Consider the following 22,100-nt stretch of genomic DNA (forward strand, 5'->3'; position numbering starts at 1 on the left):
TTAAATTACCAGTTTTCAGCTTGTTCGATGAAAACTAGAATTTATCTAAACTTAAAAAAAATACCATTTACATCACATCAAATAAATCTTTCTACTGGCGAGAACTTCTCTGAATGGTTTCAGGGCATTAACCCAAGATCTCTAGTGCCAGTTCTAATACATGATGGAGAGGTTCATATAGAGAGCAATGATATTCTTGAGCATCTCGAGGGATGCTTCAAAGAATCCCCTTTAATTCCAGAGAACATGGAAGAGAAGGTTAAAGAAATATTGAAATTTGAAGATAATCTGCATGTTGATATAAGAAATATTACCTTTAAGTTTTTGGTTCCACGATTTTTAAACAAAGGAAAGTCTGTTCAGCCTAAAGCAAAAAATAAAGCTACTTTAAATGGAGAATTAGACTCTATGGATGATGTAAATAGAAATTTTTGGGAGCAGTACGAAAAGTATGGGATAACGGACGAAGATGCAAGCAAGTCTTTGATTCATATTAGAACTGCTTTGGACGATCTCAACGATCAATTAAAGGATAGTCAATATATTTTAGGTGCGGAACTATCTTTAGTCGATATTGCCTGGTTTATTTACGCAACGAGAATACAACATGCAAATTATCCACTTCAAAGATTACACCCTAATGTGTTTGGTTGGTATGAAAGACTATATGCAAATAATCTCTTTAGAAAAGAAGTAAGAAGGCCTTTGATAATGCAGTTTGTATTATATGTTCATTCCTTGATCTTGCGCTTGAAAGGTAGATCAATTGAAGATTTTCTTTTAGATCAATAAATGGAATTAGATTTAATTTTCATTTTTATATTATTTGCAACCTTCGCAACAGCTTTTTTATCCTCTATTTTTGGCATGCTCGGTGGCCTTATTCTTATGGGAATATTGATTAGTTTCCTTTCCGTAGGACCTGCGATGGTGCTTCATGGTCTAATTCAAGCAACATCAAATGGATATAGAGCATGGCTCAATAGAACAGATATCAATTGGAAAATTATTTCAATGCTGCTAATAGGCAGTACTATAGCTTTAATCTTTCTATTTTTTATAGCTTTCGAACCTAGTCAAATATTGATTATATTTGCATTAGGACTATTGCCTTATATTGCATGGATAGTCCCAAAAGAACTTGCTCTGGATATAACAAAAGCAGGTACGGGAGTTTTAGCAGGTTGCGTAGTGGTTCTAACAAACTTAGTAGCTGGTGTTGGCGGTCCGTTGTTAGATGTTTTTTTTCAAAGAGTAGATATGACGAGACATCAAGTCGTTGCTACTAAGGCAGTAGCACAAACTATTGGACATATTTCCAAAATTATTTTTTTTGGAGGACTGTTGACTTATAGTCTAAAAAATTGGCCTGAGCCTATATTCTTGCTCTTAGCAATATTTTTATCTGTCGTAGGAACTACTCTTGGTAAGAAGGTTTTAGATATAATAGATGATGAAATATTTTTCAGATGGACTCAACGAATTGTCCTTTCTGTAGGAGCGGTTTTTATTGGTAGAGGTATTTTTTTACTTTCACAATAAACATGCACTGAAAAAATCAATTAAGTAGTTTTATGAATAGATTAGAAGACAAAGTAGCTATAGTCACTGGTGCAACTGGGGGCATAGGAAGAGCTACTACAGAACTTTTTCTTAAAGAAGGTGCGAGTGTTTTGATGGTTGATTTAAGTGAAGACGATCTTGTTAATGCAATTAAAGAGATTGATTCTAACAAGGTAAGTTATTTTAAAGGAGATGTGTCACTACTTTCAGACAATCAAAAAGCAGTAGATTTGGCACTTGAAAGATATGGAGGTGTAGATATTTTCATAGCTAATGCAGGTGTGGCTGGAGAAATTCAGTCAATAGTTGATTATGATGAAGAGGTATTTGATAGTGTAATGGCAGTGAATGCAAAGGGCCCTTTTCTGGGCTTAAAGGCAGTTATACCAGCTTTAAATGAAAGAGGGGGAGGAAGTGTGGTTATAACTTCAAGTGTAGCAGGCGTTACAGGAGCATCTCTATTATCCCCATACGTGATGAGCAAACATGCCGTTGTAGGTTTGACTAAATCAGCTGCTAAAGAATGTGCTGAGATGAAGATAAGGGTTAATTCGGTAAATCCTTCTCCTGTAGAGACACAAATGATGAGAGTTTTAGAAGACGGTTTCTCCGAGATTACTGGAGAAGAAACTAGTAAAGGTTCTTTGGCAGAACAGATACCTTTAGGTCGATATGCTGAAGCCGATGAGATAGCTAAGTTGATGTTATTTCTTTCTAGTGATGAGAGTGAGTTTATCACCGGTTCTGTGCACACAATTGATGGAGGTTTCACAGCATAAATGTCAGAAAAAATTGCAGTACATTGGTTTAGACAAGATTTAAGAATTAAAGATAATCCTTCGCTTGAGGCAGCCAGCAAGTGCGACTCATTTATTCCCATCTATATTTTGGACGATACTAATTCTGGAGAATTCAAAATGGGTTCCGCTAGTAGATGGTGGTTATATCACTCTTTAAATAAGCTTAATGAAAGTTTAGGTGGAAGTTTGAGATTATTTAAAGGAGACCCATGCGAAATATTGCCCAAACTTATTGAGGATTATTCTGTTTCTAATGTTTTTTGGAATAGATGTTATGAGCCCTGGAGGATCGATAGAGACAAGAAAATAAAAAACGAACTAGAGACAAATAATATAATTGTAGAAAGTTTTTGTGGTTCTTTGTTATGGGAACCCTGGAATATTTCTAAAGACGATGGGACTCCATATAGAGTTTTTACCCCTTATTATAAAAAAGGATGCCTAAATGCTAGTGAGCCAAGACTACCAATAAGCGAACCTAGCTTTGAGAATATCTCTAAGAAAGATAATGTTTCAGATAACTTGGAAAGTTTGGATCTACTGCCAAAGTCTAATTGGTATGCAGGTTTCGAGGAGGAATGGAATCCAGGAGAAAAGGGTGCAGAACAGAATTTAGAAGAATTTCTTGAACATGGTTTATTGAACTACAAAGAAGGTAGAAACTTCCCTTCACAAAAATTTGTATCAAGATTATCTCCACATTTACATTTTGGTGAAATATCACCTAATGAAGTTTGGTATCGAGCTAAAACAAAAGAAACTATTTCAGGGATAGATAAGAGCCTTGCTCATTTTCATAGCGAGTTAGGCTGGAGAGAGTTCTCATATTACCTTCTTTATCATTTTCCTGATTTTCCTAGTGTTAATTTTCAAAAGAAATTCGATTCATTTCCTTGGAAAGAAAATAAAGATCTTTTAAAACTTTGGCAGTCAGGAAAAACTGGATATCCCATTGTTGATGCAGGTATGAGAGAGCTATGGCAGACAGGCTATATGCACAATAGACTGAGAATGATTGTCGGTTCTTTTTTAGTTAAAAATCTTCTAATACACTGGCTTGAAGGTGAAAAATGGTTTTGGGATTGTCTTGTGGATGCTGATTTAGCTAGTAATAGCGCGGGGTGGCAATGGGTGGCAGGATCTGGTGCTGATGCTGCTCCATACTTTAGAATCTTTAATCCTATTACACAGGGATTGAAGTTTGATCCAGACGGAGAATACACAAAAAAATATGTGCCTGAGTTGAAGAATTTACCAAATAAGTACCTTTTTAGCCCTTGGGAAGCTCCTAAGGAAATCTTAGAATCTGCTGGTATAGAATTAGGAGTAGATTATCCAGAGCCTATCGTAGACTTGAAGATCTCTAGAGAACTTGCCCTGGAAGCTTTTGCTACAACTAAAAAAGAAGTAAATGAGTGAATTAAATATTCAGAATCAACAAGATAATTCTATTTCTTGGACTTGCAGGCATACATGGAAGCGTTCATCTATCAATACTCTCTGGTGCCTATTAGGGTGCTCTATTGGAGATTTTGGGACTATTCTTTTTTTCCAAATAAATGAAATTCCATTTCCAATGTTGGGAATAATGACCTTGGCAATTATTAATGGTTTGATTACTTCCATCATCCTAGAAACTATAATTCTTTCCAGACAGATGAGATTAAAAGAAGCATTCAGTACAGCTACTGGAATGTCTCTCATTTCTATGTTGTCAATGGAGATAGCCATGAATACTGTTGATGTAGTATTCGCTGGAGGAGTTCTAGTCTGGTGGATCATACCTTTTATGCTATTAGCGGGTTTTATAACTCCCTTACCTTATAACTACTACAGATTAAAAAAATATAATATTGCCTGTCACTAAGAATGCCAGGTAAGACTAATTTAAAAGAGATATTGCGTAATATTAATCCTCGCTTGCTTGATGAGACTTTTGTTTTCATTACTTCAAGCGAACCTCTTGAGGATTTATTTAACTCACTTAAGCCAAAAGCAACTTTTTTAGAAGATGAAGGCATTACTTTAGTGATTAATCAAAAGGACGCGGATGCGCATTCTTTACAATATGATGGTATTTTCAAGTGTATATCCTTGGGAGTGCACTCAAGCCTGGAAAGTCATGGACTCATTTCAACCATTACAAGAGAGTTAACTAAGCACAGAATATCTTCAAATATTTTCTCTGGATATTTTCATGACCATATTTTTGTTCAAAATAATTTGGCTGCAGAAGCATTAAAAGTTATATCCTCACTAGAGGATTCCTAAGATTTCTTATGACTATGTTTACCCTTATAATGAGGCTTATTAAAAGGAGAGATTTATGTTGAAGTTACATTTTGCACCAAATTCAAGAGCTGGAAGGATTCTTTGGCTTCTTGAAGAATTAGAGCTACCTTATGAACTAAATAAAATGGCGTTTAGCCCAACAGATTTAAAGTCTGATGAGCATAGAGCAAGACATCCATTAGGCAGAGTTCCTGTTCTTGAGGATGGAGATACTCAAATATGGGAATCAGGAGCAATAACCGATTACATCCTAGAGAAACATAAGAATGGAGGACTAAAACCCTCTGTTGATTCAGAACACTTTGCTAAATATTTACAGTGGTTTCACTACTGTGAAGGCATGGTAATGCCGCCAATGAATACAATCGTAGTTCATACAGTCCTACTTCCTCCGGAGAGGAGAGACGAAACAGTTTTAGGTCAAGCTCAAAGACTTCTTTCTAATGCCTTGAAGCCTGTTGATGAAAATTTAGAAGGTAAAGACTATTTGATAGGTGATTTCTCAGGGGCTGACATAATGCTTGGACATTCCTGTTTTATGAGTAATAGATTGGGCTGTGTCTCAGATGAGATGATCAATATTAAGGCTTATGTAGAGAAATTAGAAAACAGACCGGCTTTTAAAAAGGCTATTGAGACTCAATAAGCTTGAACAAGATTAGGATATTCTCTTATCTTCCTAATCCCAGGGTATGGAAGTCGATTATTACAGCCAAAATTGGTGGTATTGACCTGGAGGTTATTGGAGATAAACCAAATAACATGCCAAATTGGTTATGGGATTTTGATGCAAAGCCAATAACAGACGAAGATAAGTCTAAACTTAAGTCATTCGAAATCAAAAGCAAAAGAGGTTTTAAAGGCTCCCTATACAAGACAAACGAATTTATGGGTCAACATCCTTTTGGTACTGTACCAGCAGGATTCGTTGGCGAGGGTCGATTGGGAGTTTTTGAATCTAATAGTATCTTGAGAGCGGTTGCTAGAGAGTGTAAAGATAAATCACTTTATGGAGGCGATGATCTAAATTTAACCTCCAGAATAGATAGTTTTTTGGATGCTAATCTAGTTTTCTCAAGAGAATTTCAAGTCTATCTATTAGAGCTTGAAGATATAACCAAATATACTTATGAAAGAACTAAAGCCTCCTATGAGTTTTATCTTGATGGCTTGGAAAAAGCATTATCTCTTTCAAGTTTTATTGCTGGAGACCATCTAACTATTGCTGATATCTCATTCGTTTGTGAATTTGCACAGTTTTTAAGAGAAGGTCATTATCTAGAGCAACTGAAGAAAAAGGATTTAACTTTGATAAGCATGAATTTTCAAACAGACTATCCTTTAACATTTAAGCACTTTAAGGCTTTAAGTAATAAAAAGGAGTTTTTAGATGTTATGGGATCTTATTTAGACTGGTACGAAATGTAAATTATGGACTATGTTGAAATAGCTGTACCATTTTTTTTACTGGCTCTTGTCCTCGAATTAGCTTATGGGAAACTTATTGGCAAGAATACCTATAGATTAAATGACACGATCAGTAGTCTATTCATGGGTTCTATAAGAGGTACGAGCGGGATTCTTAAGATAGGTTTTAGCGGCTATGTGTACTATCAAATTGAAACACATTTTTCCCTCTGGAGAATGGATAGTAGTCTTTGGATTACTTGGATATTTGCATTTATTGCATACGATTTCTTTTATTATTGGTTTCACCGTATAAGTCATGAGAGACAGATTTTTTGGGCATCGCACGTAGCTCATCATCAAAGCGAAGAATATAATTTATCGACTGCTTTGAGACAGACTGGTACAGGATTTTTTATATCTTGGATTTTCTATATCCCCTTATTCTTAGTTGGAGTTCCTTCTTATGTGATGGTTTCAGTTGGTACTCTTAATTTGGTTTATCAGTTCTGGGTTCATTCTAGGCATATCCCTAAACTTGGATGGTATGAGTTATTCTTCGTAACTCCCTCAAATCATCGGGTTCATCATGCCCAGAATGATTTATACATTGACAGGAATTATGGTGGTGTTTTTATTATTTGGGACAGACTATTCTCAACTTATCAGGAGGAGAAAGATGATGAAAAGTGTGTTTATGGAATAAGAAGTGCACTTAAGACCTTCGATCCAGTGAAAGCAAATATCCATATTTATCAAAAGATTTTTAAGGATTTGTCTTACTCACTTTCCTTAAGAAACTTTTATTCTGTAATAACTGCCAGAACAGGCTGGTCGCCTGAAGGAATATCCGATGATAACTTTGATCCCAATAGTTTTGAGAAGCATGATCCGCATATAAAGACCCTTACAAAATTTTATGCCTTCATTCAGTTTTTATGCATGTCTTATGCAGCTGTAATCCTGTTTGCAGACACGAATATGGAATATGACCATGGTGTTATGTTGATTTGTATAGTTATCTTTTCAATGTTCTGTACTGCGAAATGGCTAGATGCTGAAAAGATAATTAAATTAGAGTATTTAAAGTCGGTGATGATCTTTATTTGTCTGTGCTATCTTTATTCGTTTAGTCCAGGGATTTTTCTGATTAATGTTTTGTTTTTTTACTTACTGCTAAATATTGCTTTCTTACCTTTTTTAGATAGGGAGTGAATTTATGGAAGATCTTCAAAAATGGATTAAGAGTTACCCAGATTTTCCTTCAAAAGGAATTCTTTTCAGAGATATAAGTCCCCTATTGGCTGAACCTTCAGCATTGAGCCTTTTGAAAGATAAATTTGTTGAGACCATTAGACCTCTTTCGCCAGATTACATTGCAGGTATAGATGCGAGAGGGTTTTTATTCTGTACTTTGGTAGCAGAACAATTAGGGCTTGGAGCATTGATGATTAGAAAGCCAAATAAGCTTCCTGGAAAGCTCATAGAGAAAAGTTATGAGCTTGAATATGGCACTAATTCATTGAGCATTCAAAAGATAAATCTAAAGAATAAATCTGTTGTTATTATAGACGATCTATTGGCTACCGGAGGGTCCATGCAATGTTCAAAGGAGTTATTAGAGTCTTTGGGTGCGAATGTGGTAGGAGGAGCTGTAGTTATTGAGCTTACATCCCTGAAAGGATCTTCTCAACTCAATATGCCAATCATAAGTCTCATTAGTTATGCAGACTGACTTAACTAAAAAAAATACACTCATTGCAGTTGCAATGAAAGAGGAACTGAGCCTTGAACAAGCAGACGGATGGAATGTTATCTATACAGGAATTGGTAAAGTAAACGCACTAATATCAGTCAATCAAGCTTTAAAAGAATTTAAGCCTGACAATCTTATAAACTTCGGAACGGCTGGTTCTTCCAGGAGTGATCTAAAGGGCCTGCACGAAGTGACTACTTTCAAGCAGAGAGATATGGATCTTCGAAGTTTAGGACTTTCGCTTGGCGTTACTCTTAATGACGATATAAATGATATTTGTCTAGATAGGCCTGGATTAAGTTGTGGCACTGGAGATAGTTTTGTCACAACAAATCTAGAACTAAAAACTGACTTATACGATATGGAGGCTTATGCACTTGCAAAACTTTGCTTAATCGAAAAAATCAAATTTTTTTGTTTCAAATATATTAGCGATGAAGCAAACGAAAATGCATTATCAGATTGGCATGAAAATGTATCAAAGGGAGGCGAAGCTTTCCAAAATTATTTGGAATCTTTAAGTGGATAAACTGAAAATAGTTCCATTCAATACTGATTACAAATCAGCATTTGAGCAACTGAATAGGGAGTGGATTGAGGAATATTTCATAATGGAAGAAGAGGATCTAAAGACGCTTCTAAATCCTGAGTCTTATGTAATGGAAAGAGGAGGCGAGATTTTTTTTGCTGTATTGGATGGAGATGTAGTAGGTACTGCTGCCATGATCCAAAAAAGTAAGGGTGTTTACGAGTTGGCAAAAATGGCTGTTACAAAAAACCTGCAGGGACTCGGCATAGGAAAAAAATTATTAGAACGTTGTATTGATTATTCAAAAGAAAGAGGAGCAACTGAAATTTTCTTAATTACCAATGATTCCTTGAAACCTGCTTTGAGTCTATACCTCTCATGCGGTTTTGTTTTAAATGAACAAAATGATGATAATAGATACGAAAGAGGAAACACGAAAATGAATTTAATTCTTGGAGAGTAAAATATGATTAATCTAGATTTAAAAGGGAAGAGGGCTGTTGTGACAGGAGCTAGCCTTGGTATTGGAGAAGCGACTGTGAAAATGTTGGCTGAACACGGAGCCGATGTCTCCTTTTGTGCCAGGACTGCTGATTCAGTAGAAAATTTATCAGCTTATGAAACAACCAATGGTTCAATTAAAGGTTTTGTAGCAGACATGGGTCAGAAAGATTCAACTGAAAATTTTATTGATAACGTTCTAGCTGAGGGAACTGTGGATATTCTGGTTAATAATGTTGGTGCATCGCCATCAAGAAATTTTCTGTATATGACAGATGAAGAATGGCAGGAACTTCACGAACTAAACCTTCTTTCAGCTGTAAGATGCACCAGATCTTTTCTGCCAGCAATGAGAGAGAATAAATGGGGAAGGGTAGTGATGATTTCTAGTTCAGCAGGTAAATATCCAAATGCTGCTCTTATCGACTATGGAGCAACTAAAGCAGCGATGATTTCTATTTCTAAATCTTTAGCTAAAAAATACGGATCAGATGGAGTTTTAATTAATTCTGTCCTACCCGGACTTATCCATACAGCTATGTGGGAGAGGGCAGCTACTGAGATAGCAGAGGCAACTGGAGGAAAAATGGAAGAGGTTATAAAAAGTAATGGTGCCTCAGTTCCAGTAGGGCGATATGGAACCTCTGAAGAAGTAGCATCACTTGTCACTTTTCTTTGTTCAGAGGCTGCGTCTTATATTAGTGGTACTTCAATAGAAGTTGATGGTGGTCAGTCAGGTCATATATAAGTGAAAGAGTTCTTCGGTTCTTGCCACTGTGGCACAGTACAATTTAAATTTTATACTGATGAAATATTAAATGACCTGTATAAGTGTAATTGTTCTTTGTGTTTAAAAAAGTCAATTCTTATGAAACCTATTAAGAAGGAAGAATTTACTCTTTTAACTGATGAAGAAAATATAAGTGAATATCAGTGGAATAAAAATATAGCAAAACATTTCTTCTGTAAAACTTGTGGAGTTTATACGCACCATATTAGAAGGAGGGATCCGACACAGATTAGTGTCAATATAATGTGCGTTGATGATATATTTATACCGAAGAATATACAAATTCAAATTGTAGATGGCGCAAGTCACGATTAAAAGATGGTAATTGAAAAAACTAATAAGTATCTTTTCTTACAGTCTTCTATGGTACTGGGGATAATTTTATTCTTATTTTATTTAGTTTATGACCTGGGTATTTTAAGTTTAATAATTGACTCTGATAAAAGCCGAATATCTCTTGCCATCCTAGTTATTTATTTCTGTGCAACTATTCATTGGTATATTCTAAGCATAGCATTAGGTAAGCAGATTGATGCAATTGATTCGTTTTCTATTGGCAAAGATATAAAGACCATTTCTTTAATGGAAGATGATCTATCAAATAAACATGCCCTCGGTTATATGATAGTAGATATTCTTTTAAAGCTAGGACTTACCGGGACGGTAATAGGATTTATCTTAATGCTACTTCCTATAGGTGAGATAAAAGACTTTGATACACAAATAATTCAACAACTTCTTTCAAAGATGAGTGGAGGTATGGCTGTAGCTCTTTACACAACTTTAACAGGCTTAATAACAAGTATATTTTTAAGGCTTCAGTATTTTTTATTAGATTCAAGCCTTACTAGTCTTATTAACTATTTATCCTCAAAATTACTGCATGAAGAATAGACTTCTTCAAAAAAATGAAGAACAAGATGTCTTCACTGATTTACTCTTTAATGCACTCTTAGGATTTGCCTTCATGTTTGCGATTGCATTTATGCTAATCAATAGCTCTGATGATAGTGGCAAGATTGAATCAAAAGCAGAAGTTATGATCTCTGTGAGTTGGCCAGATAGTCATCCGGATGATGTAGATGCAATAGTAGAAGATCCACAGGGAGGTTTAGTTTGGTATCACAATCGAGATAGTGGCTTAATGCATTTAGATAGAGATGACAGAGGCATATTTGCGGATAAGATGAATGTTAATGGTGCCGCGATATCTAATCCTATTAATCAAGAAATTGTAACTGTCAGAAAACTCCAGCCTGGCGAATATGTTGTAAATTTACTTCACTATAAAGCCAATTATCCCGAACCTCTTGAAGTAGATGTCAAGGTTGAGAAACTTAATCCTGAAGTTGAATTGATCTATTATGGTAAACATAATTTAGAGGGTGTGGGAGATGAAAAAACTGCTGTTAGATTCACAGTTGATGCAAGTAAGGATATTGTCAACGTAAATCAATTGACTAAGAGACTTTTAACTAGAGCTCTAAATGCAGATTCTAAGGACTAAGAAAAGTGATCGAAGAAAGACTTTTTTTGATACTTACTTATTTAGTTGTAACTACCTTACTGTTATGTTTTTATTTTTATTCCCAATTTTCTAGACTAACAAAGAATTTAACTGTTCTCTTAGTAACTTTATCTTATTTTTATACATGGTTTTCCGTTGAAGGACTTTTAGGTTGGCCGTCTCAACAAGAAATGCCTAGTCAATTTAGATTGCTTTGGATTGATATCAATGAACCAGATAAAGGAGATTCTGAAGATGGCGAGATCTTTTTCTGGGTTAAGGAATTAAATAAAGTAGATCAGCCTTACGGAAAGCCAAGAGCTTATTCTATTAAATGGTCAGAAGAAAATGCAAAAAAAGCTGAAGAGGCCATAACAAAAATGGAAGATGGAGAAATTCTAAATGGAAATATTAGTAGAAATATACTCACCGGTGATCAAGAAAAATCTGACGGTACTGTTAGTGAGAAAGACGGCACATCTAGCACAGATGAAGGAGAACCTACTTTTCAATTCAAAGAAGTATCTCCCCCAGTTTTACCAAGCAAGAGCCCACTGAGCTAATCAATCTAGTCGTCTAGGTCTTGCCAAGTCAGCCTTTCCTCTCCTGAAGCTATTTCACCTAATGCAACCAATCTATCTTGTTCAGCCCTTGCTCTAACATAATTATGAATTAATTTTGTTTCCTCTTGAGTGACTACATCGCTAAAGGAAGACATGCCATTACTGGATAGTATCCCATCCAATACTATAAGCTCAAATGTGTCATCTGTATGTGCTACTAATCTTAAATCAGGTATAACGCCTCCTGACCTAGCCACCAATCCATGGCAACCGGCACAAAAATCATGATATAAGATTTCTCCTTTCTTCATATCAGAATTACTGACATTAGTTAGAAGCTGCTGAGGTATATCTCTATTTCTTAAATTCGGCTGAGGATACTCCTGTGTTCCATTGAGCTTGAATACCAATAATCTACCAGAATTATTATAGTTTAATGAAGCTGGTTTCTGGACAGGGTCTAAAGGTTCACCAGAAAAAAGATCTCCACCCCCAGTTCCAGTTAAGATTGAAACATATTGTACTCCATCAATCATATAGGTTATTGGAGGTGCAAGCATGGAAGTATATGTATTAAACTGCCAAAGTTGTTCACCAGAATCTTTATCATAGGCTGTGAACATGCCTAGGGCATCTCCTTGAAATACCAACCCGCCTTCAGTGGCTACAACACCGCCATTCCAATAGTGAGGAATCTCTATTGACCAAGATTCTTCTCCTGTAAGTGGATTAAAGGCTTTTAGATAACCTTTAGGTGTGGGCCAATCATCAATATTATCTAAAAATAACTGAGTAATTCTTCCAAATTCTAGCCCTAAGTTTGCTCTACCTGGATTTCTTTTATAGATGCCGGTCTTTCTATACTCATCGGCTAGAGAGTAAATTAAAGGATTATCTTGAGCAGGCAGGTATACCATGCCAGATTTAGCATCAACTGACATAGCTTGCCAGTTATGAGCTCCTAAAGGTCCAGGGAGTACCCATTTTGCTTCTTCAGAGTAATCCATGTCAGGATTCTCTACCGGCCTTCCAGTTTCTAAATCAACATGAGATGCCCATGTTACTGTAGCAAAAGGATTAGCTCTTAAGAGCTTTCCATCCTCCCTATCAATTACATAGAAGAAACCATTTTTAGGAGCCTGTAAGAGTACTTTTCTGTCTACCCCATCTATGTTCATCTCTACAAGAGCCATATCTTGCACTGCTGTAAAGTCCCAATTATCTCCAGGTGTAGTTTGGTAGTGCCATTTATAAACACCAGTATCAACATCAACTGCAACAATAGACGATAAGAATAGATTATCTCCACCACCTGGAGATCTAATTTCCCTTGTCCAAGGGGAGCCGTTTCCAACTCCTAAATAAAGATTATTAAAGTCCGGATCATAGACTATGGAGTTCCAAACAGTTCCGCCACCGCCAAATTCCCACCAATTACTACCTTTCCACGTACTTGCAGCTACTTCCATAATGGGATCTTCAAAACCAAGACTAGGATCACCAGGAACTGTATAGAATCTCCAAACTTGCTCTCCCGTTTCAGTATCATAAGCAGTTACATAACCTCTTACTCCAAATTCAGCTCCTCCATTTCCAATAAATACTTTACCTTTCGCTACCCTCGGAGCCCCAGTAATTGTGTAGAATCTATCAGAATCTTCTATAGTATTTACCTCCCAAACTTTCTCACCGTTTTCAGCATTGAGTGCAAATAATCGTCCATCTAAACTTCCGAAATAAACTTTACCGTTATAAACAGCGACGCCTCTATTTACAACATCACAACAAGACTTTCTTGCTACTTCACCGGGAACTTCGGGATCAAAAGACCAAACTGTTTCTCCTGAAACAGCGTCAATAGCGAATACTTTACTCCATGAGCTAGTTAAAAACATAATTCCATCTACAACAATTGGAGTAGATTCTTGTGCTCTATTAGTTCCCATATCTTTGTACCATGCTAATGATAGCTGGGAGACATTTTCTTTATTGATTTGTGTTAGAGGAGAGAATCTATTCTCTTCATAAGTCCTGCCATGAGAAAGCCAATTACCTGGTTCAGACTCAGCAGCAATTATTCTTTGATCATTTATCTGACCTATGGTGGTAGAACCTGAAACAACAGTTTTTTCTAGAGCCTGGTCTTTTTCAGATTCACTGCATCCAACAATGGTTAAAATCGATATTAACCCAAAATAGAAGATTTTATTTTTCATTTGTAGTCCTAACTTTTCTATTAACTCTAACTCTTTTTTATAAGATTTGGAATACAACATCTCTTTAATTTTTACTATATTATTAACTCACATATGAAGAAATTAATAACAATTTTAATTATATTTACTCCATTGCTTGTTATGACAAAAGTTTTAGATAATTTATCTGATAAACGAATCGAATGGGTACCATTTTCAGATCAGGTAATGGGTGGAATTTCTGAGGTAAATTTTTTGGAAAGAGAAGAGAATGGTCTTTCGCATTATCATATGGAAGGAAATGTGAGCACTGAGAATAATGGTGGTTTTATTCAATTTAGAGCGAATGTTAAGATTGAAGATCTTCCTTATAAGGGCCTGAAAATCAAAACTAGAGGAAATGGAGAAGAGTATTTTATTCACATCAGGACACCTAAAACTCGCTTACCTTGGAATTATTATGCCTCTTCTTTTACCGCGAGTAGTGAATGGGAGTCTATAAAAGTACCATTTGATTCATTTAAAAAATCAGGATTAATATTACCGCGCAAGTTTAAAGCATCTGATATCAAATCGATTGGAATTGTAGCTTTTGGTAAAGATTTCTATGCGGATATTGATTTAGCTAGTATTGAGCTTTACTAATCCAGATCTTTGAAATTTGGTTTTCTTTTTTCAGCAAAAGCGGTAACGCCCTCCCTGAAATCTTTTGAATCGAGCCTAATTCTCTGGGTTTCTTTCTCGTAATCCAATTGTTCGCTCAAAGAACCAGATAAAGCTTTATCGTGAGCTTTCACTATTTCTTTAAGCCCAGTTATAGGTCCATTAGCTAACTTCTTTGCAATCTCTTCAGCTTTAGAGATTAATTCCTCATCTGGTACACAGTCCCAAATAAGTCCCCATTCTTTAGCTTGTTTTGCTGAAATGTCTTCACCGAGAAGTCCCATGCCATTAGCCCTAGCTCTTCCAATTAGATTAGGTACAAACCAGGACGCTCCCACATCAGAAATGATACCTAGATTAGGTCCAAAAACTAATTTAAATTTAGCAGACTCTGAAGCTATGACTATATCTCCTGTAAGAGCTAACCCAACACCACCTCCAGCTGCAATTCCATTGATCGCATTTACAACCGGTTTTGTAGATTGCGTTATAGCTTTCACAAGTGGATTGAATGCATTTTCCATATTCATAGAACCTGCTTCTCCTGCTGACAACCCTTCTGTTTTAGGCCAACCACCTTCAATTAAATCTGCTCCAGAGCAGAAACCTCTCCCATTACCCGTAATAATAATAGATCTTACTTTTTTATCGGATTTAGCTTCGTATAAGGCATCTAAAAGACCCATTATAAGGTCTGCATTCATGGCATTAAGAACTTCAGGTCTATTTAGACTGAGTTTTAGGACTCCATCATTATTTAATTTTTTTTGTATTGCGTCATTCATAATTTATCTAATCAAATTGTTTCTCTGTACTAGCAAAGAGAAAGTAAAAAATTCCTCCAAAAAAGGTAACTCCAGCAACTACGTAAAATACCATATCCCATGAATTAGTTGTATCAAGAATTATGCCTGTTAAAACGCCTCCAACCAAACCAGGTAATGCAGCCACCATATTTGTAATTCCCATTAATCTCCCTGTATGTTTCGGTCCTATATCTGCATGGTTTACTATAAAACCTCCCGCACTAAAACCACCAAAAACATTTCCTAAACACATTATTGCAATAATACCTGCAACACTCTCGAGTTCGGGGACAATACATAAACAAATACCACTTCCTCCAAAGGCTATTGAATTACAAAGCTTTCTCACAGTTAAAAGTTTTATACCTTTATTGGTTAAGTAATCTGCAAAATAACCCCCAATATTTATGAACAAAAAGGAAGCAATATGCGGCAGCATAGCTAGAACTCCTACTGCAGCCATAGGAATTCCAAGGCCATCTTTTATAAAAATTGGTAACCATGAAAGAAATACGAATAAACTGTAGTTACTACAAAAATGTGCAACTGTTATAGCCCATAAAGGAAGGTTTGTTCTTAATTTAGAAAAAGGAAGTGTCTCAGCTTTTTCACTTGCTGGAGCATTTTTGAGAATATAATCTAATTCTTCAGCAGAAATATTTTCATCTTCTTTCGGTGTTGATTGAACAATATTTTTCCAAAAAATATACCAAATAAAGCCTAATCCTCCATAAAGATAAAAAGCCCATTGCCAACCCAAGTTTAAGATAATTATTGGAGTTACCACTAACCCAAATATAGTTCCTATTGGAATGGCACTGTTGGTTATCGCGACGGACCTGGCTCTCTCGCTAAAAGGGATCCATCTTGCATATAAACTATGCCATGCAGGAAAAGTAATACCTTCACCTAGACCCATGCCTATTCTCGCGATGATTAGGGATATAAAGCCTCCAAAGAAAGCCCAAGGAGTTATAAAGGTAAATAAAGACCAAACAAGTAACCCAACTCCAAGAACTATTTTCGCACCTATTCTGTCAGAAAGAACTCCTCCATAGATTTGCGTCATCATATAACCAATGTAAAAACTACCTAAAATAATTCCTTTTTGTGTTTCTGACCATGCAGCTTCTTCACTCATAGGAATAATAGCTAAGGAAATTACTACTCTATCTATGTAACAAATGAAAACTGCTGCAACAGTTAATGAAATTACTTTAAATCTTTGATGCACTAAAAATTTCTCCCCATATTTCTAACAAGATACCTCGTAATAAGATTAATTAAAATTTTTTTTTAAATTCGTTATTATATTTATTAATGAAAGGGAGAGGACTTTGGGAACTTTAAAAAAAGATTACTTATTAAGTGGTATAAAAGTTATAGATGCTGCAAGTTTTATAGCTGGACCTTCGGCTGCAACAATAATGTCTGATTATGGAGCAGAAGTAATAAAGATTGAACCACAAAACGGAGACAGCTTGAGGAATTTGATCACTAACGGAAGAATGCCTGAAGGAACTGAAAATTACTGCTGGGAATTAACTTCTCGGAATAAAAAAAGTGTTTCTCTCAATTTAAAAGATCAAAAAGCTCATAACATCCTGATTGATCTTATAAAAGAAGCTGATGTCTTTATAACCAACATGCCATTTCCAATAAGAAAAAAATTAAGAATAACATCCGGTGATATAAGACCACATAATGCCAAACTAATTTATGCCTCTCTAACTGGTTATGGTGAAGTTGGTCCCGATGCAGATAGGACTGCTTATGACTCAGTTGCCTGGTGGGCTAGAAGTGGCTTAATGGATTTTGTCAGACCTTCTGATAACTCTCCTGTTGCATGGTCAACACCAGGCATGGGAGATCATCCTACTGGCATGGCTTTATATGCAGCAATAATGACAGCTTTATTTAATAGAGAAAAAACAGGAAAGGGGGGAGAAGTATCTACTTCATTAATGGCTAATGGAGCCTGGGCTAATGGAGTTTTTATCCAGGCAGCTTTAATGGATATTGAATTTCCAGAAAGAACTGAGCCTCTCCCAAGGCACCCTTTTTACGATTTTTACCAAACAAAAGATGATAGAGAATTTGCACTTGGCATGATTAATTCAAGAATAGAATGGCCGAAACTCACTGAAGTACTAGATAGAGCTGATTGGTTGCAAAGAGAACTATTTAATTTTGACGATGCTTTCCAAAATGCAGATCTACTTAGATCAGAATTATCAGAAGAGTTTAAGAAAAGATCACTTGACGAAATAAATCAACTTTTACGTAACTCTGGTGTTACTTATGGTGTATTAGGTAAAACTACAGATCATAGAGATGACAAGCAATTTTTAGAAACAAAAACTTTGGTTCCTCTCAGTCATGAATCTTTTGAAAATCTATTAACAATCAATAGTCCTTTCACAATTCAAGATGAGAAAAAGATAGATTTTTCTAGGGCTCCCAATGTAGGTGAACATACTAAAGAAGTTCTGGAGAATATGGGATATTCAGATACTGAATTAGAAGATTTAAAAAATGGATCCTCCATTTATTGGCCTAATGAGCTTTAAAGAATGAAAACTTACATTAAACAAATATCAGCTCTTCTCTTCATATCGCTCATCATTTCTTGCTCAAAAGAAGAGGTATGTTACGAAGCAGATTTAGTTTTAGTAAATAGTAAAATCTATACTGCCAATGCTGATCAATGGGAAGCAGCAGCCCTGGCTATTTTAGGTGATAAATTTATCTTTATTGGCAGTAATGACGATTCCTCTGCTTACGCGTGTGGATCTAATAGAGTTTTAGATTTAAAAGATTCCTTTGTATTCCCAGGATTCATTGATGCACATGCACATCTTAAAGGCATAGGTTACCGAGAAATAACCCTCAATCTTCAGGGTGCGGACAGTTTGAAGAATATGCTCACCTTGGTTCAAATCCATTCAAATAAATTATCGGACGGCGATTGGGTAGTTGGAAGGGGATGGATAGAAAAAAAATGGCCAGAAGGTAGGTTTCCTACTATTGAGGAGTTGGATGCTATTTCCAGTAAAAAGCCTATTGCCCTGGAAAGGGCAGATGGCCATGCAATTATTGTTAATTCGCTTGCTCTAAAATTAGCAGGAATTGATAGAAGTACCCCCGATCCTATAGGAGGAAAAATAGATAAAGACTCCAATGGGGAACCTAATGGAGTCTTGATAGACAAAGCATCATCCTTAGTTGAATCTATTATTCCCAAACGCACTAGGGAAGAAGAAAAGCGAGCTTTAAGGGAAGGACTTAATAGAACAGCGAAAATGGGATGGACACAATTGCATGATGCAGGCTCTCCTTTATCCGATTACGAAATTCTAAATGAACTTAAAAAAAATGAAGGCTTACCAGTTAGGATCCAATTTTATGTAAGTGATGGAGAAGATGGTAATAAGTTTCTTGATGAAGGCCCTTATTTAGATCCAGATCATTTCCTTACTTCTAGGGGTATCAAGTTTTACGCCGATGGGGCAATAGGTTCCAGGGGCGCTGCATTCTTCGACAAATATGACGATTACGAAACAAAAGGCTTTCTGATATTCCAAAAAGAAGAAACTATCCCAAAGCTAGTTAAAGCCCTTGTGAATGGCATTCAAATACAAACTCATGCTATTGGAGATTTGGCAAATAAAATTACTCTTGATTGGTATGAAGAGGCATTCAACAAAGTTTCACCAGAAAATAGAATAATTGAAAATCCTCGATGGAGAGTTGAGCATGCTCAAAATATTAAACCCGAAGATCAACAAAGATACTCAGATTTAGAAGTTATAGCTTCAATGCAACCTTCTCATGCGATTGGCGATTTACATTTCGCACACAAAAGATTGGGAGAGGAAAGATTAAAAGATGCATATACTTGGAAAAAGTTGATTGAATTAGGTGTTGTTGTTGTAGGTGGATCTGATGCACCTGTTGAAATAGGTGATCCGCGAATTGAATTTAAGGCCGCCGTTAGCAGAAAAGATTTAGACGGGTTTTATGAAGATTGGTGGAATATTGAAGAAGTGGTTTCTAGAGAAGAGGCTCTGTATATGTTTACAAAATGGGCGTCCTATTCCGTTTTTGAAGAGGATATAAAGGGAACAATTGAAGTTGGAAAGCTAGCTGATTTAACAATATTTAACAAAGATATAATGACAATCCCTGAAGAAGATATTATGAGTTCTGAAGTTATTATGACTATTGTTGGAGGTAAAGTAGTTTATTCAAAGTAAAAAAAAGGGTACATAAAGTACCCTTTTTTTCTTAGATTCATATTAGAAATCCATACCTAATCTTAGGTAGTAAAATGCGCCCATGAATCCTAATGGAGCAAACTCAGGGTATATAGCACCACAACAAGTAACTCCAGTATCATCATCAGGGTATTCATCAGTAATATTTTCTGCACCTAATGTAAGCTGCATTGTTCCAAGATCTTGTGTAATCTCTAGATCAAGTGAATACTGATCACCTAAATTAGTTATATTATCAATACCTGAGTAATAGTCTGATTCACCTACAAACATGTATCTTAGCAAAATGGTTGTATCATTCTGATTGTGTACAGCTGTAAAGTTATATCTTTTCTCGGGTAGTAAAGACTCTAATGCACCAATTCTACTTCTGCTGATCAAAGTTGATTTATCAACTTCAGTTTCAGTATTACTGTATACAAAGGTAAAGTCTGTAACTCCTTGGAATAACTCAGTTGAGTAAGAAGCTACTAGATCAAATCCTTCTGTAGTGGTATCGAAGTCATTAGTGAAGAATCTGAAAGTTTGCATATCGCTTGCTCCAGGCACTTTTGCAGCAACCAAGGCAGCTCTATCAGCATCAGTTAGGAAATAGTTTTCTGTTAGAGCAATTCTATCAGTGAGTTCTATTTCGTAAGCATCAAGCGTTATGTTGAGAGAATCAGTAACATCCCATACTAAACCGAGGCTTATATTGTCTGATTCTTCTGGTTCTAGTGCTTTACCACCAGCAGTTACGGAGATTGGGTTTGTAGGAGACAATGTTCCTTGTTGAACCAATTCACCTGTTCCTGCTGTTGCAGTTGTTACGTTTGATACATTAGCTTGACCAGGAGTTGGAGCTCTAAAACCTGTACTCATTGTTCCTCTGAATTTCAATGTATCTGACATTGTTGCTAAGAATGATATTTTTGAGTTCGTTGTAGTCCCAAAAGTATCAAAATGCTCATATCTAGTAGCAAATCCTAGTAAAAGATTTTCAGTTACATCTGCTTCTAAATTGAAATTTGGGCTGAAGTAGCCGAATACACCGGAGAAGAGCAATTTAAATTAACGACTCAAGATCTTAAAGATTATTCGGAACTCATGGATATGAGAATCGATCTAGTTCAGTCGATTGGTTTATCCTTTTTAGAAATTCAATCTTTAGTAAATAAAATGGAGCCATTTGATGGTGCAAGAGAATTCATTGATTGGGTAAGAGATAACTTTCAGTTAACTATTGTCTCTGATTCTTTTTACGAACTAGCCTGGCCCTTACTTAGAAAACTTGGCACTCCTTCTATTAACTGTCATTATTTAGATATAGAAAATAATGAATTAAAGGGGTACACCTTGAGGCAGTTAGAGAATAAGAAGAAAGTGGTTCGGGGATTAAAGGAAATGAAATTTAAAGTATTTGCTTCGGGTGACTCTTATAACGATATTCAAATGCTTCAAGAAGCAGATTTAGGAGTCTTTTTTCAAGCTCCTAAACATATAAGAGAAGAGTTTAAAGAAATTGGAGGGGTTGAAAGTCATGAAGATTTGAAGAATCTTCTGATAGAAAATTCTTCTTTTGTCGGGAGGACTTAATATGGGTCAATCTCAAGGAAAAAAACTTAAAGAGGCTATTGCAAACAATAATCCTCTAAAGATTGTCGGTACGATAAATGCTTATTCAGCTTTGTTAGCGGAAAAGGAGGGTCATGATGCCATATACTTATCAGGTGGTGGAGTAGCTGCTTCAAGTTTAGGAGTTCCTGATCTAGGCATTTCCTCTCTACAAGATGTTCTTATAGATGTTGAGAGAATTACTAATGCAACGTCAGTTCCCTTGCTAGTTGATGCCGACACTGGTTGGGGTGGTGCATTTAATATTGCAAGAACTGTAAAGTCTTTTATCAACTATGGAGCTGCCGGACTGCATATTGAGGATCAAGTTTCCCAGAAAAGATGTGGTCACCGACCAAATAAAGAGATTGTTTCTACCGCAGAAATGATTGACCGAATCAAAGCTGCAGTAGATGCCAAAATTGATAATGATTTTGTTGTAATGGCAAGGACAGATGCGCTTGCAAATGAAGGCCTTGATTCGGCTATCGAAAGGGCTATAGCCTATCAACAAGCTGGAGCAGATGCTCTCTTCCCTGAGGCTTTTATCGAACTAGATCAGTACAGAGAACTTAAGAAACATGTAAAAATACCAATCCTTGCAAATATTACTGAGTTTGGAAAGACCCCACTCTTTGGTTGCGAAGAGCTTAGTCATTCAGGAGTAGACATGGTCCTCTATCCTCTTACCGCATTTAGGGCAATGAGTAAGGCTGCTGAAGAGGTATTTAAAGAAATTAAAACGTCAGATAATCAAGAAAGTCTCTTAAAAAATATGCAAACTAGAGATGAACTTTATGACGTACTAGATTATCATTCGTTCGAAAATAAATTAGACGAGCTATTCAAAAATTAGAT

Annotated in this window: 26 protein-coding genes; 22 read left to right on the forward strand and 4 right to left on the reverse strand. The window is 36.0% G+C overall.

The window, feature by feature from the left end; genetic code table 11:
* The first annotated feature begins 27 nt into the window (after nt 1-27).
* The 17 genes from M9C83_01785 (at nt 28) to M9C83_01865 (ending at nt 11,708) form a co-directional block, all read left to right on the forward strand.
* Nucleotides 28-792, forward strand: a complete 765-nt coding sequence (locus M9C83_01785) for a glutathione S-transferase family protein (protein URQ66953.1) — start codon at nt 28-30, stop codon at nt 790-792.
* Nucleotides 793-1,542, forward strand: coding sequence for a sulfite exporter TauE/SafE family protein (locus M9C83_01790; GenBank protein ID URQ66954.1), 750 nt, complete (start codon nt 793-795; stop codon nt 1,540-1,542). It abuts the gene before it with no gap.
* A gap of 32 nt (nt 1,543-1,574) precedes the next feature.
* Entirely contained in the window at nt 1,575-2,342 is a 768-nt protein-coding gene (locus tag M9C83_01795) for a glucose 1-dehydrogenase (GenBank protein URQ66955.1), read from the forward strand.
* The gene (locus M9C83_01800; GenBank protein ID URQ66956.1) at nt 2,343-3,782 is read left to right on the forward strand and encodes a DNA photolyase family protein; all 1,440 of its coding nucleotides are present in this window, start codon (nt 2,343-2,345) and stop codon (nt 3,780-3,782) included. It abuts the gene before it with no gap.
* Nucleotides 3,775-4,230, forward strand: a complete 456-nt coding sequence (locus tag M9C83_01805; GenBank protein URQ66957.1) for a DUF4396 domain-containing protein — start codon at nt 3,775-3,777, stop codon at nt 4,228-4,230. The genes M9C83_01800 and M9C83_01805 overlap by 8 nt, the downstream gene beginning before the upstream one ends.
* A 2-nt stretch (nt 4,231-4,232) precedes the next feature.
* Nucleotides 4,233-4,634, forward strand: a complete 402-nt coding sequence (locus tag M9C83_01810; GenBank protein URQ66958.1) for an ACT domain-containing protein — start codon at nt 4,233-4,235, stop codon at nt 4,632-4,634.
* Between the two features lie 55 nt (nt 4,635-4,689).
* Entirely contained in the window at nt 4,690-5,301 is a 612-nt protein-coding gene (locus tag M9C83_01815; protein ID URQ66959.1) for a glutathione S-transferase family protein, read from the forward strand.
* A gap of 2 nt (nt 5,302-5,303) precedes the next feature.
* A complete protein-coding gene (locus tag M9C83_01820; protein URQ66960.1) occupies nt 5,304-6,083 on the forward strand; it encodes a glutathione S-transferase family protein in 780 nt (259 codons plus the stop codon).
* A gap of 3 nt (nt 6,084-6,086) precedes the next feature.
* Nucleotides 6,087-7,277 carry a sterol desaturase family protein gene (locus tag M9C83_01825; GenBank protein URQ66961.1) on the forward strand — a complete coding sequence of 397 codons (1,191 nt, stop codon included), beginning with the start codon at nt 6,087-6,089 and terminating at the stop codon, nt 7,275-7,277.
* Nucleotides 7,278-7,281: 4 nt separating this feature from the next.
* Nucleotides 7,282-7,797 (forward strand): adenine phosphoribosyltransferase, encoded by a 516-nt coding sequence (locus M9C83_01830; protein ID URQ66962.1) that lies wholly within the window; start codon nt 7,282-7,284, stop codon nt 7,795-7,797.
* Nucleotides 7,787-8,347, forward strand: coding sequence for a 5'-methylthioadenosine nucleosidase (locus tag M9C83_01835; protein ID URQ66963.1), 561 nt, complete (start codon nt 7,787-7,789; stop codon nt 8,345-8,347). Before M9C83_01830 ends, M9C83_01835 begins: the two co-directional genes overlap by 11 nt.
* A complete protein-coding gene (locus M9C83_01840; protein ID URQ66964.1) occupies nt 8,340-8,810 on the forward strand; it encodes a GNAT family N-acetyltransferase in 471 nt (156 codons plus the stop codon). The genes M9C83_01835 and M9C83_01840 overlap by 8 nt, the downstream gene beginning before the upstream one ends.
* A 3-nt stretch (nt 8,811-8,813) precedes the next feature.
* Entirely contained in the window at nt 8,814-9,596 is a 783-nt protein-coding gene (locus M9C83_01845; GenBank protein ID URQ66965.1) for an SDR family oxidoreductase, read from the forward strand.
* A gap of 120 nt (nt 9,597-9,716) precedes the next feature.
* Nucleotides 9,717-9,953: a hypothetical protein gene (locus M9C83_01850; GenBank protein ID URQ66966.1), complete on the forward strand. Its 237-nt coding sequence runs from the start codon at nt 9,717-9,719 to the stop codon at nt 9,951-9,953.
* 3 nt (nt 9,954-9,956) lie between these two features.
* On the forward strand, nt 9,957-10,532 hold the full coding sequence (locus M9C83_01855; protein ID URQ66967.1) for a MotA/TolQ/ExbB proton channel family protein: 576 nt from the start codon (nt 9,957-9,959) through the stop codon (nt 10,530-10,532).
* Nucleotides 10,522-11,145 carry a hypothetical protein gene (locus M9C83_01860; protein ID URQ66968.1) on the forward strand — a complete coding sequence of 208 codons (624 nt, stop codon included), beginning with the start codon at nt 10,522-10,524 and terminating at the stop codon, nt 11,143-11,145. Before M9C83_01855 ends, M9C83_01860 begins: the two co-directional genes overlap by 11 nt.
* 5 nt (nt 11,146-11,150) lie before the next feature.
* Nucleotides 11,151-11,708 (forward strand): hypothetical protein, encoded by a 558-nt coding sequence (locus M9C83_01865; protein URQ66969.1) that lies wholly within the window; start codon nt 11,151-11,153, stop codon nt 11,706-11,708.
* Nucleotides 11,709-11,713: 5 nt separating this feature from the next.
* On the opposite strand, the gene M9C83_01870 is transcribed toward M9C83_01865, so the two are convergent.
* Nucleotides 11,714-13,924: a PQQ-dependent dehydrogenase, methanol/ethanol family gene (locus M9C83_01870; protein URQ66970.1), complete on the reverse strand. Its 2,211-nt coding sequence runs from the start codon at nt 13,922-13,924 to the stop codon at nt 11,714-11,716.
* 93 nt (nt 13,925-14,017) lie between these two features.
* On the opposite strand from M9C83_01870, the gene M9C83_01875 reads away from it, so the two are divergent.
* Nucleotides 14,018-14,548, forward strand: coding sequence for a CIA30 family protein (locus tag M9C83_01875; protein ID URQ66971.1), 531 nt, complete (start codon nt 14,018-14,020; stop codon nt 14,546-14,548).
* On the opposite strand, the gene M9C83_01880 is transcribed toward M9C83_01875, so the two are convergent.
* Nucleotides 14,545-15,351: an enoyl-CoA hydratase-related protein gene (locus M9C83_01880; GenBank protein URQ66972.1), complete on the reverse strand. Its 807-nt coding sequence runs from the start codon at nt 15,349-15,351 to the stop codon at nt 14,545-14,547. The genes M9C83_01875 and M9C83_01880 overlap by 4 nt on opposite strands.
* 7 nt (nt 15,352-15,358) lie before the next feature.
* A complete protein-coding gene (locus M9C83_01885; protein URQ66973.1) occupies nt 15,359-16,606 on the reverse strand; it encodes an ACS family MFS transporter in 1,248 nt (415 codons plus the stop codon).
* A 103-nt stretch (nt 16,607-16,709) separates the two neighbouring features.
* On the opposite strand from M9C83_01885, the gene M9C83_01890 reads away from it, so the two are divergent.
* Nucleotides 16,710-17,942 carry a CoA transferase gene (locus M9C83_01890; protein URQ66974.1) on the forward strand — a complete coding sequence of 411 codons (1,233 nt, stop codon included), beginning with the start codon at nt 16,710-16,712 and terminating at the stop codon, nt 17,940-17,942.
* Between the two features lie 3 nt (nt 17,943-17,945).
* The gene (locus M9C83_01895; protein URQ66975.1) at nt 17,946-19,628 is read left to right on the forward strand and encodes an amidohydrolase; all 1,683 of its coding nucleotides are present in this window, start codon (nt 17,946-17,948) and stop codon (nt 19,626-19,628) included.
* A gap of 42 nt (nt 19,629-19,670) precedes the next feature.
* Here M9C83_01895 and M9C83_01900 read toward each other — a convergent pair whose 3' ends face one another.
* Nucleotides 19,671-20,693 (reverse strand): TonB-dependent receptor, encoded by a 1,023-nt coding sequence (locus M9C83_01900; GenBank protein ID URQ66976.1) that lies wholly within the window; start codon nt 20,691-20,693, stop codon nt 19,671-19,673.
* Here M9C83_01900 and thrH point away from each other — a divergent pair.
* Both thrH and prpB read left to right on the forward strand, forming a co-directional pair.
* Nucleotides 20,655-21,224, forward strand: a complete 570-nt coding sequence (thrH, locus tag M9C83_01905) for a bifunctional phosphoserine phosphatase/homoserine phosphotransferase ThrH (GenBank protein URQ67383.1) — start codon at nt 20,655-20,657, stop codon at nt 21,222-21,224. The genes M9C83_01900 and thrH overlap by 39 nt on opposite strands.
* Before the next feature lies 1 nt (nt 21,225).
* A complete protein-coding gene (gene prpB / locus M9C83_01910; GenBank protein ID URQ66977.1) occupies nt 21,226-22,098 on the forward strand; it encodes a methylisocitrate lyase in 873 nt (290 codons plus the stop codon).
* The last annotated feature ends 2 nt before the right edge of the window (nt 22,099-22,100 follow it).

Source organism: SAR86 cluster bacterium, assembly GCA_023703575.1.
Classification (GTDB): domain Bacteria; phylum Pseudomonadota; class Gammaproteobacteria; order Magnimaribacterales; family Magnimaribacteraceae; genus Magnimaribacter.

Coding starts and splice junctions, on each gene's coding strand:
- M9C83_01785 (URQ66953.1), top strand. CDS start 28: ATGAAAACTAGAATTTATCTAAACTTAAAAAAAATACCATTTACATCA.
- M9C83_01790 (URQ66954.1), top strand. CDS start 793: ATGGAATTAGATTTAATTTTCATTTTTATATTATTTGCAACCTTCGCA.
- M9C83_01795 (URQ66955.1), top strand. CDS start 1,575: ATGAATAGATTAGAAGACAAAGTAGCTATAGTCACTGGTGCAACTGGG.
- M9C83_01800 (URQ66956.1), top strand. CDS start 2,343: ATGTCAGAAAAAATTGCAGTACATTGGTTTAGACAAGATTTAAGAATT.
- M9C83_01805 (URQ66957.1), top strand. CDS start 3,775: ATGAGTGAATTAAATATTCAGAATCAACAAGATAATTCTATTTCTTGG.
- M9C83_01810 (URQ66958.1), top strand. CDS start 4,233: ATGCCAGGTAAGACTAATTTAAAAGAGATATTGCGTAATATTAATCCT.
- M9C83_01815 (URQ66959.1), top strand. CDS start 4,690: ATGTTGAAGTTACATTTTGCACCAAATTCAAGAGCTGGAAGGATTCTT.
- M9C83_01825 (URQ66961.1), top strand. CDS start 6,087: ATGGACTATGTTGAAATAGCTGTACCATTTTTTTTACTGGCTCTTGTC.
- M9C83_01830 (URQ66962.1), top strand. CDS start 7,282: ATGGAAGATCTTCAAAAATGGATTAAGAGTTACCCAGATTTTCCTTCA.
- M9C83_01835 (URQ66963.1), top strand. CDS start 7,787: ATGCAGACTGACTTAACTAAAAAAAATACACTCATTGCAGTTGCAATG.
- M9C83_01845 (URQ66965.1), top strand. CDS start 8,814: ATGATTAATCTAGATTTAAAAGGGAAGAGGGCTGTTGTGACAGGAGCT.
- M9C83_01850 (URQ66966.1), top strand. CDS start 9,717: ATGAAACCTATTAAGAAGGAAGAATTTACTCTTTTAACTGATGAAGAA.
- M9C83_01855 (URQ66967.1), top strand. CDS start 9,957: ATGGTAATTGAAAAAACTAATAAGTATCTTTTCTTACAGTCTTCTATG.
- M9C83_01860 (URQ66968.1), top strand. CDS start 10,522: ATGAAGAATAGACTTCTTCAAAAAAATGAAGAACAAGATGTCTTCACT.
- M9C83_01870 (URQ66970.1), bottom strand. CDS start 13,924: ATGAAAAATAAAATCTTCTATTTTGGGTTAATATCGATTTTAACCATT.
- M9C83_01875 (URQ66971.1), top strand. CDS start 14,018: ATGAAGAAATTAATAACAATTTTAATTATATTTACTCCATTGCTTGTT.
- M9C83_01880 (URQ66972.1), bottom strand. CDS start 15,351: ATGAATGACGCAATACAAAAAAAATTAAATAATGATGGAGTCCTAAAA.
- M9C83_01895 (URQ66975.1), top strand. CDS start 17,946: ATGAAAACTTACATTAAACAAATATCAGCTCTTCTCTTCATATCGCTC.
- prpB (URQ66977.1), top strand. CDS start 21,226: ATGGGTCAATCTCAAGGAAAAAAACTTAAAGAGGCTATTGCAAACAAT.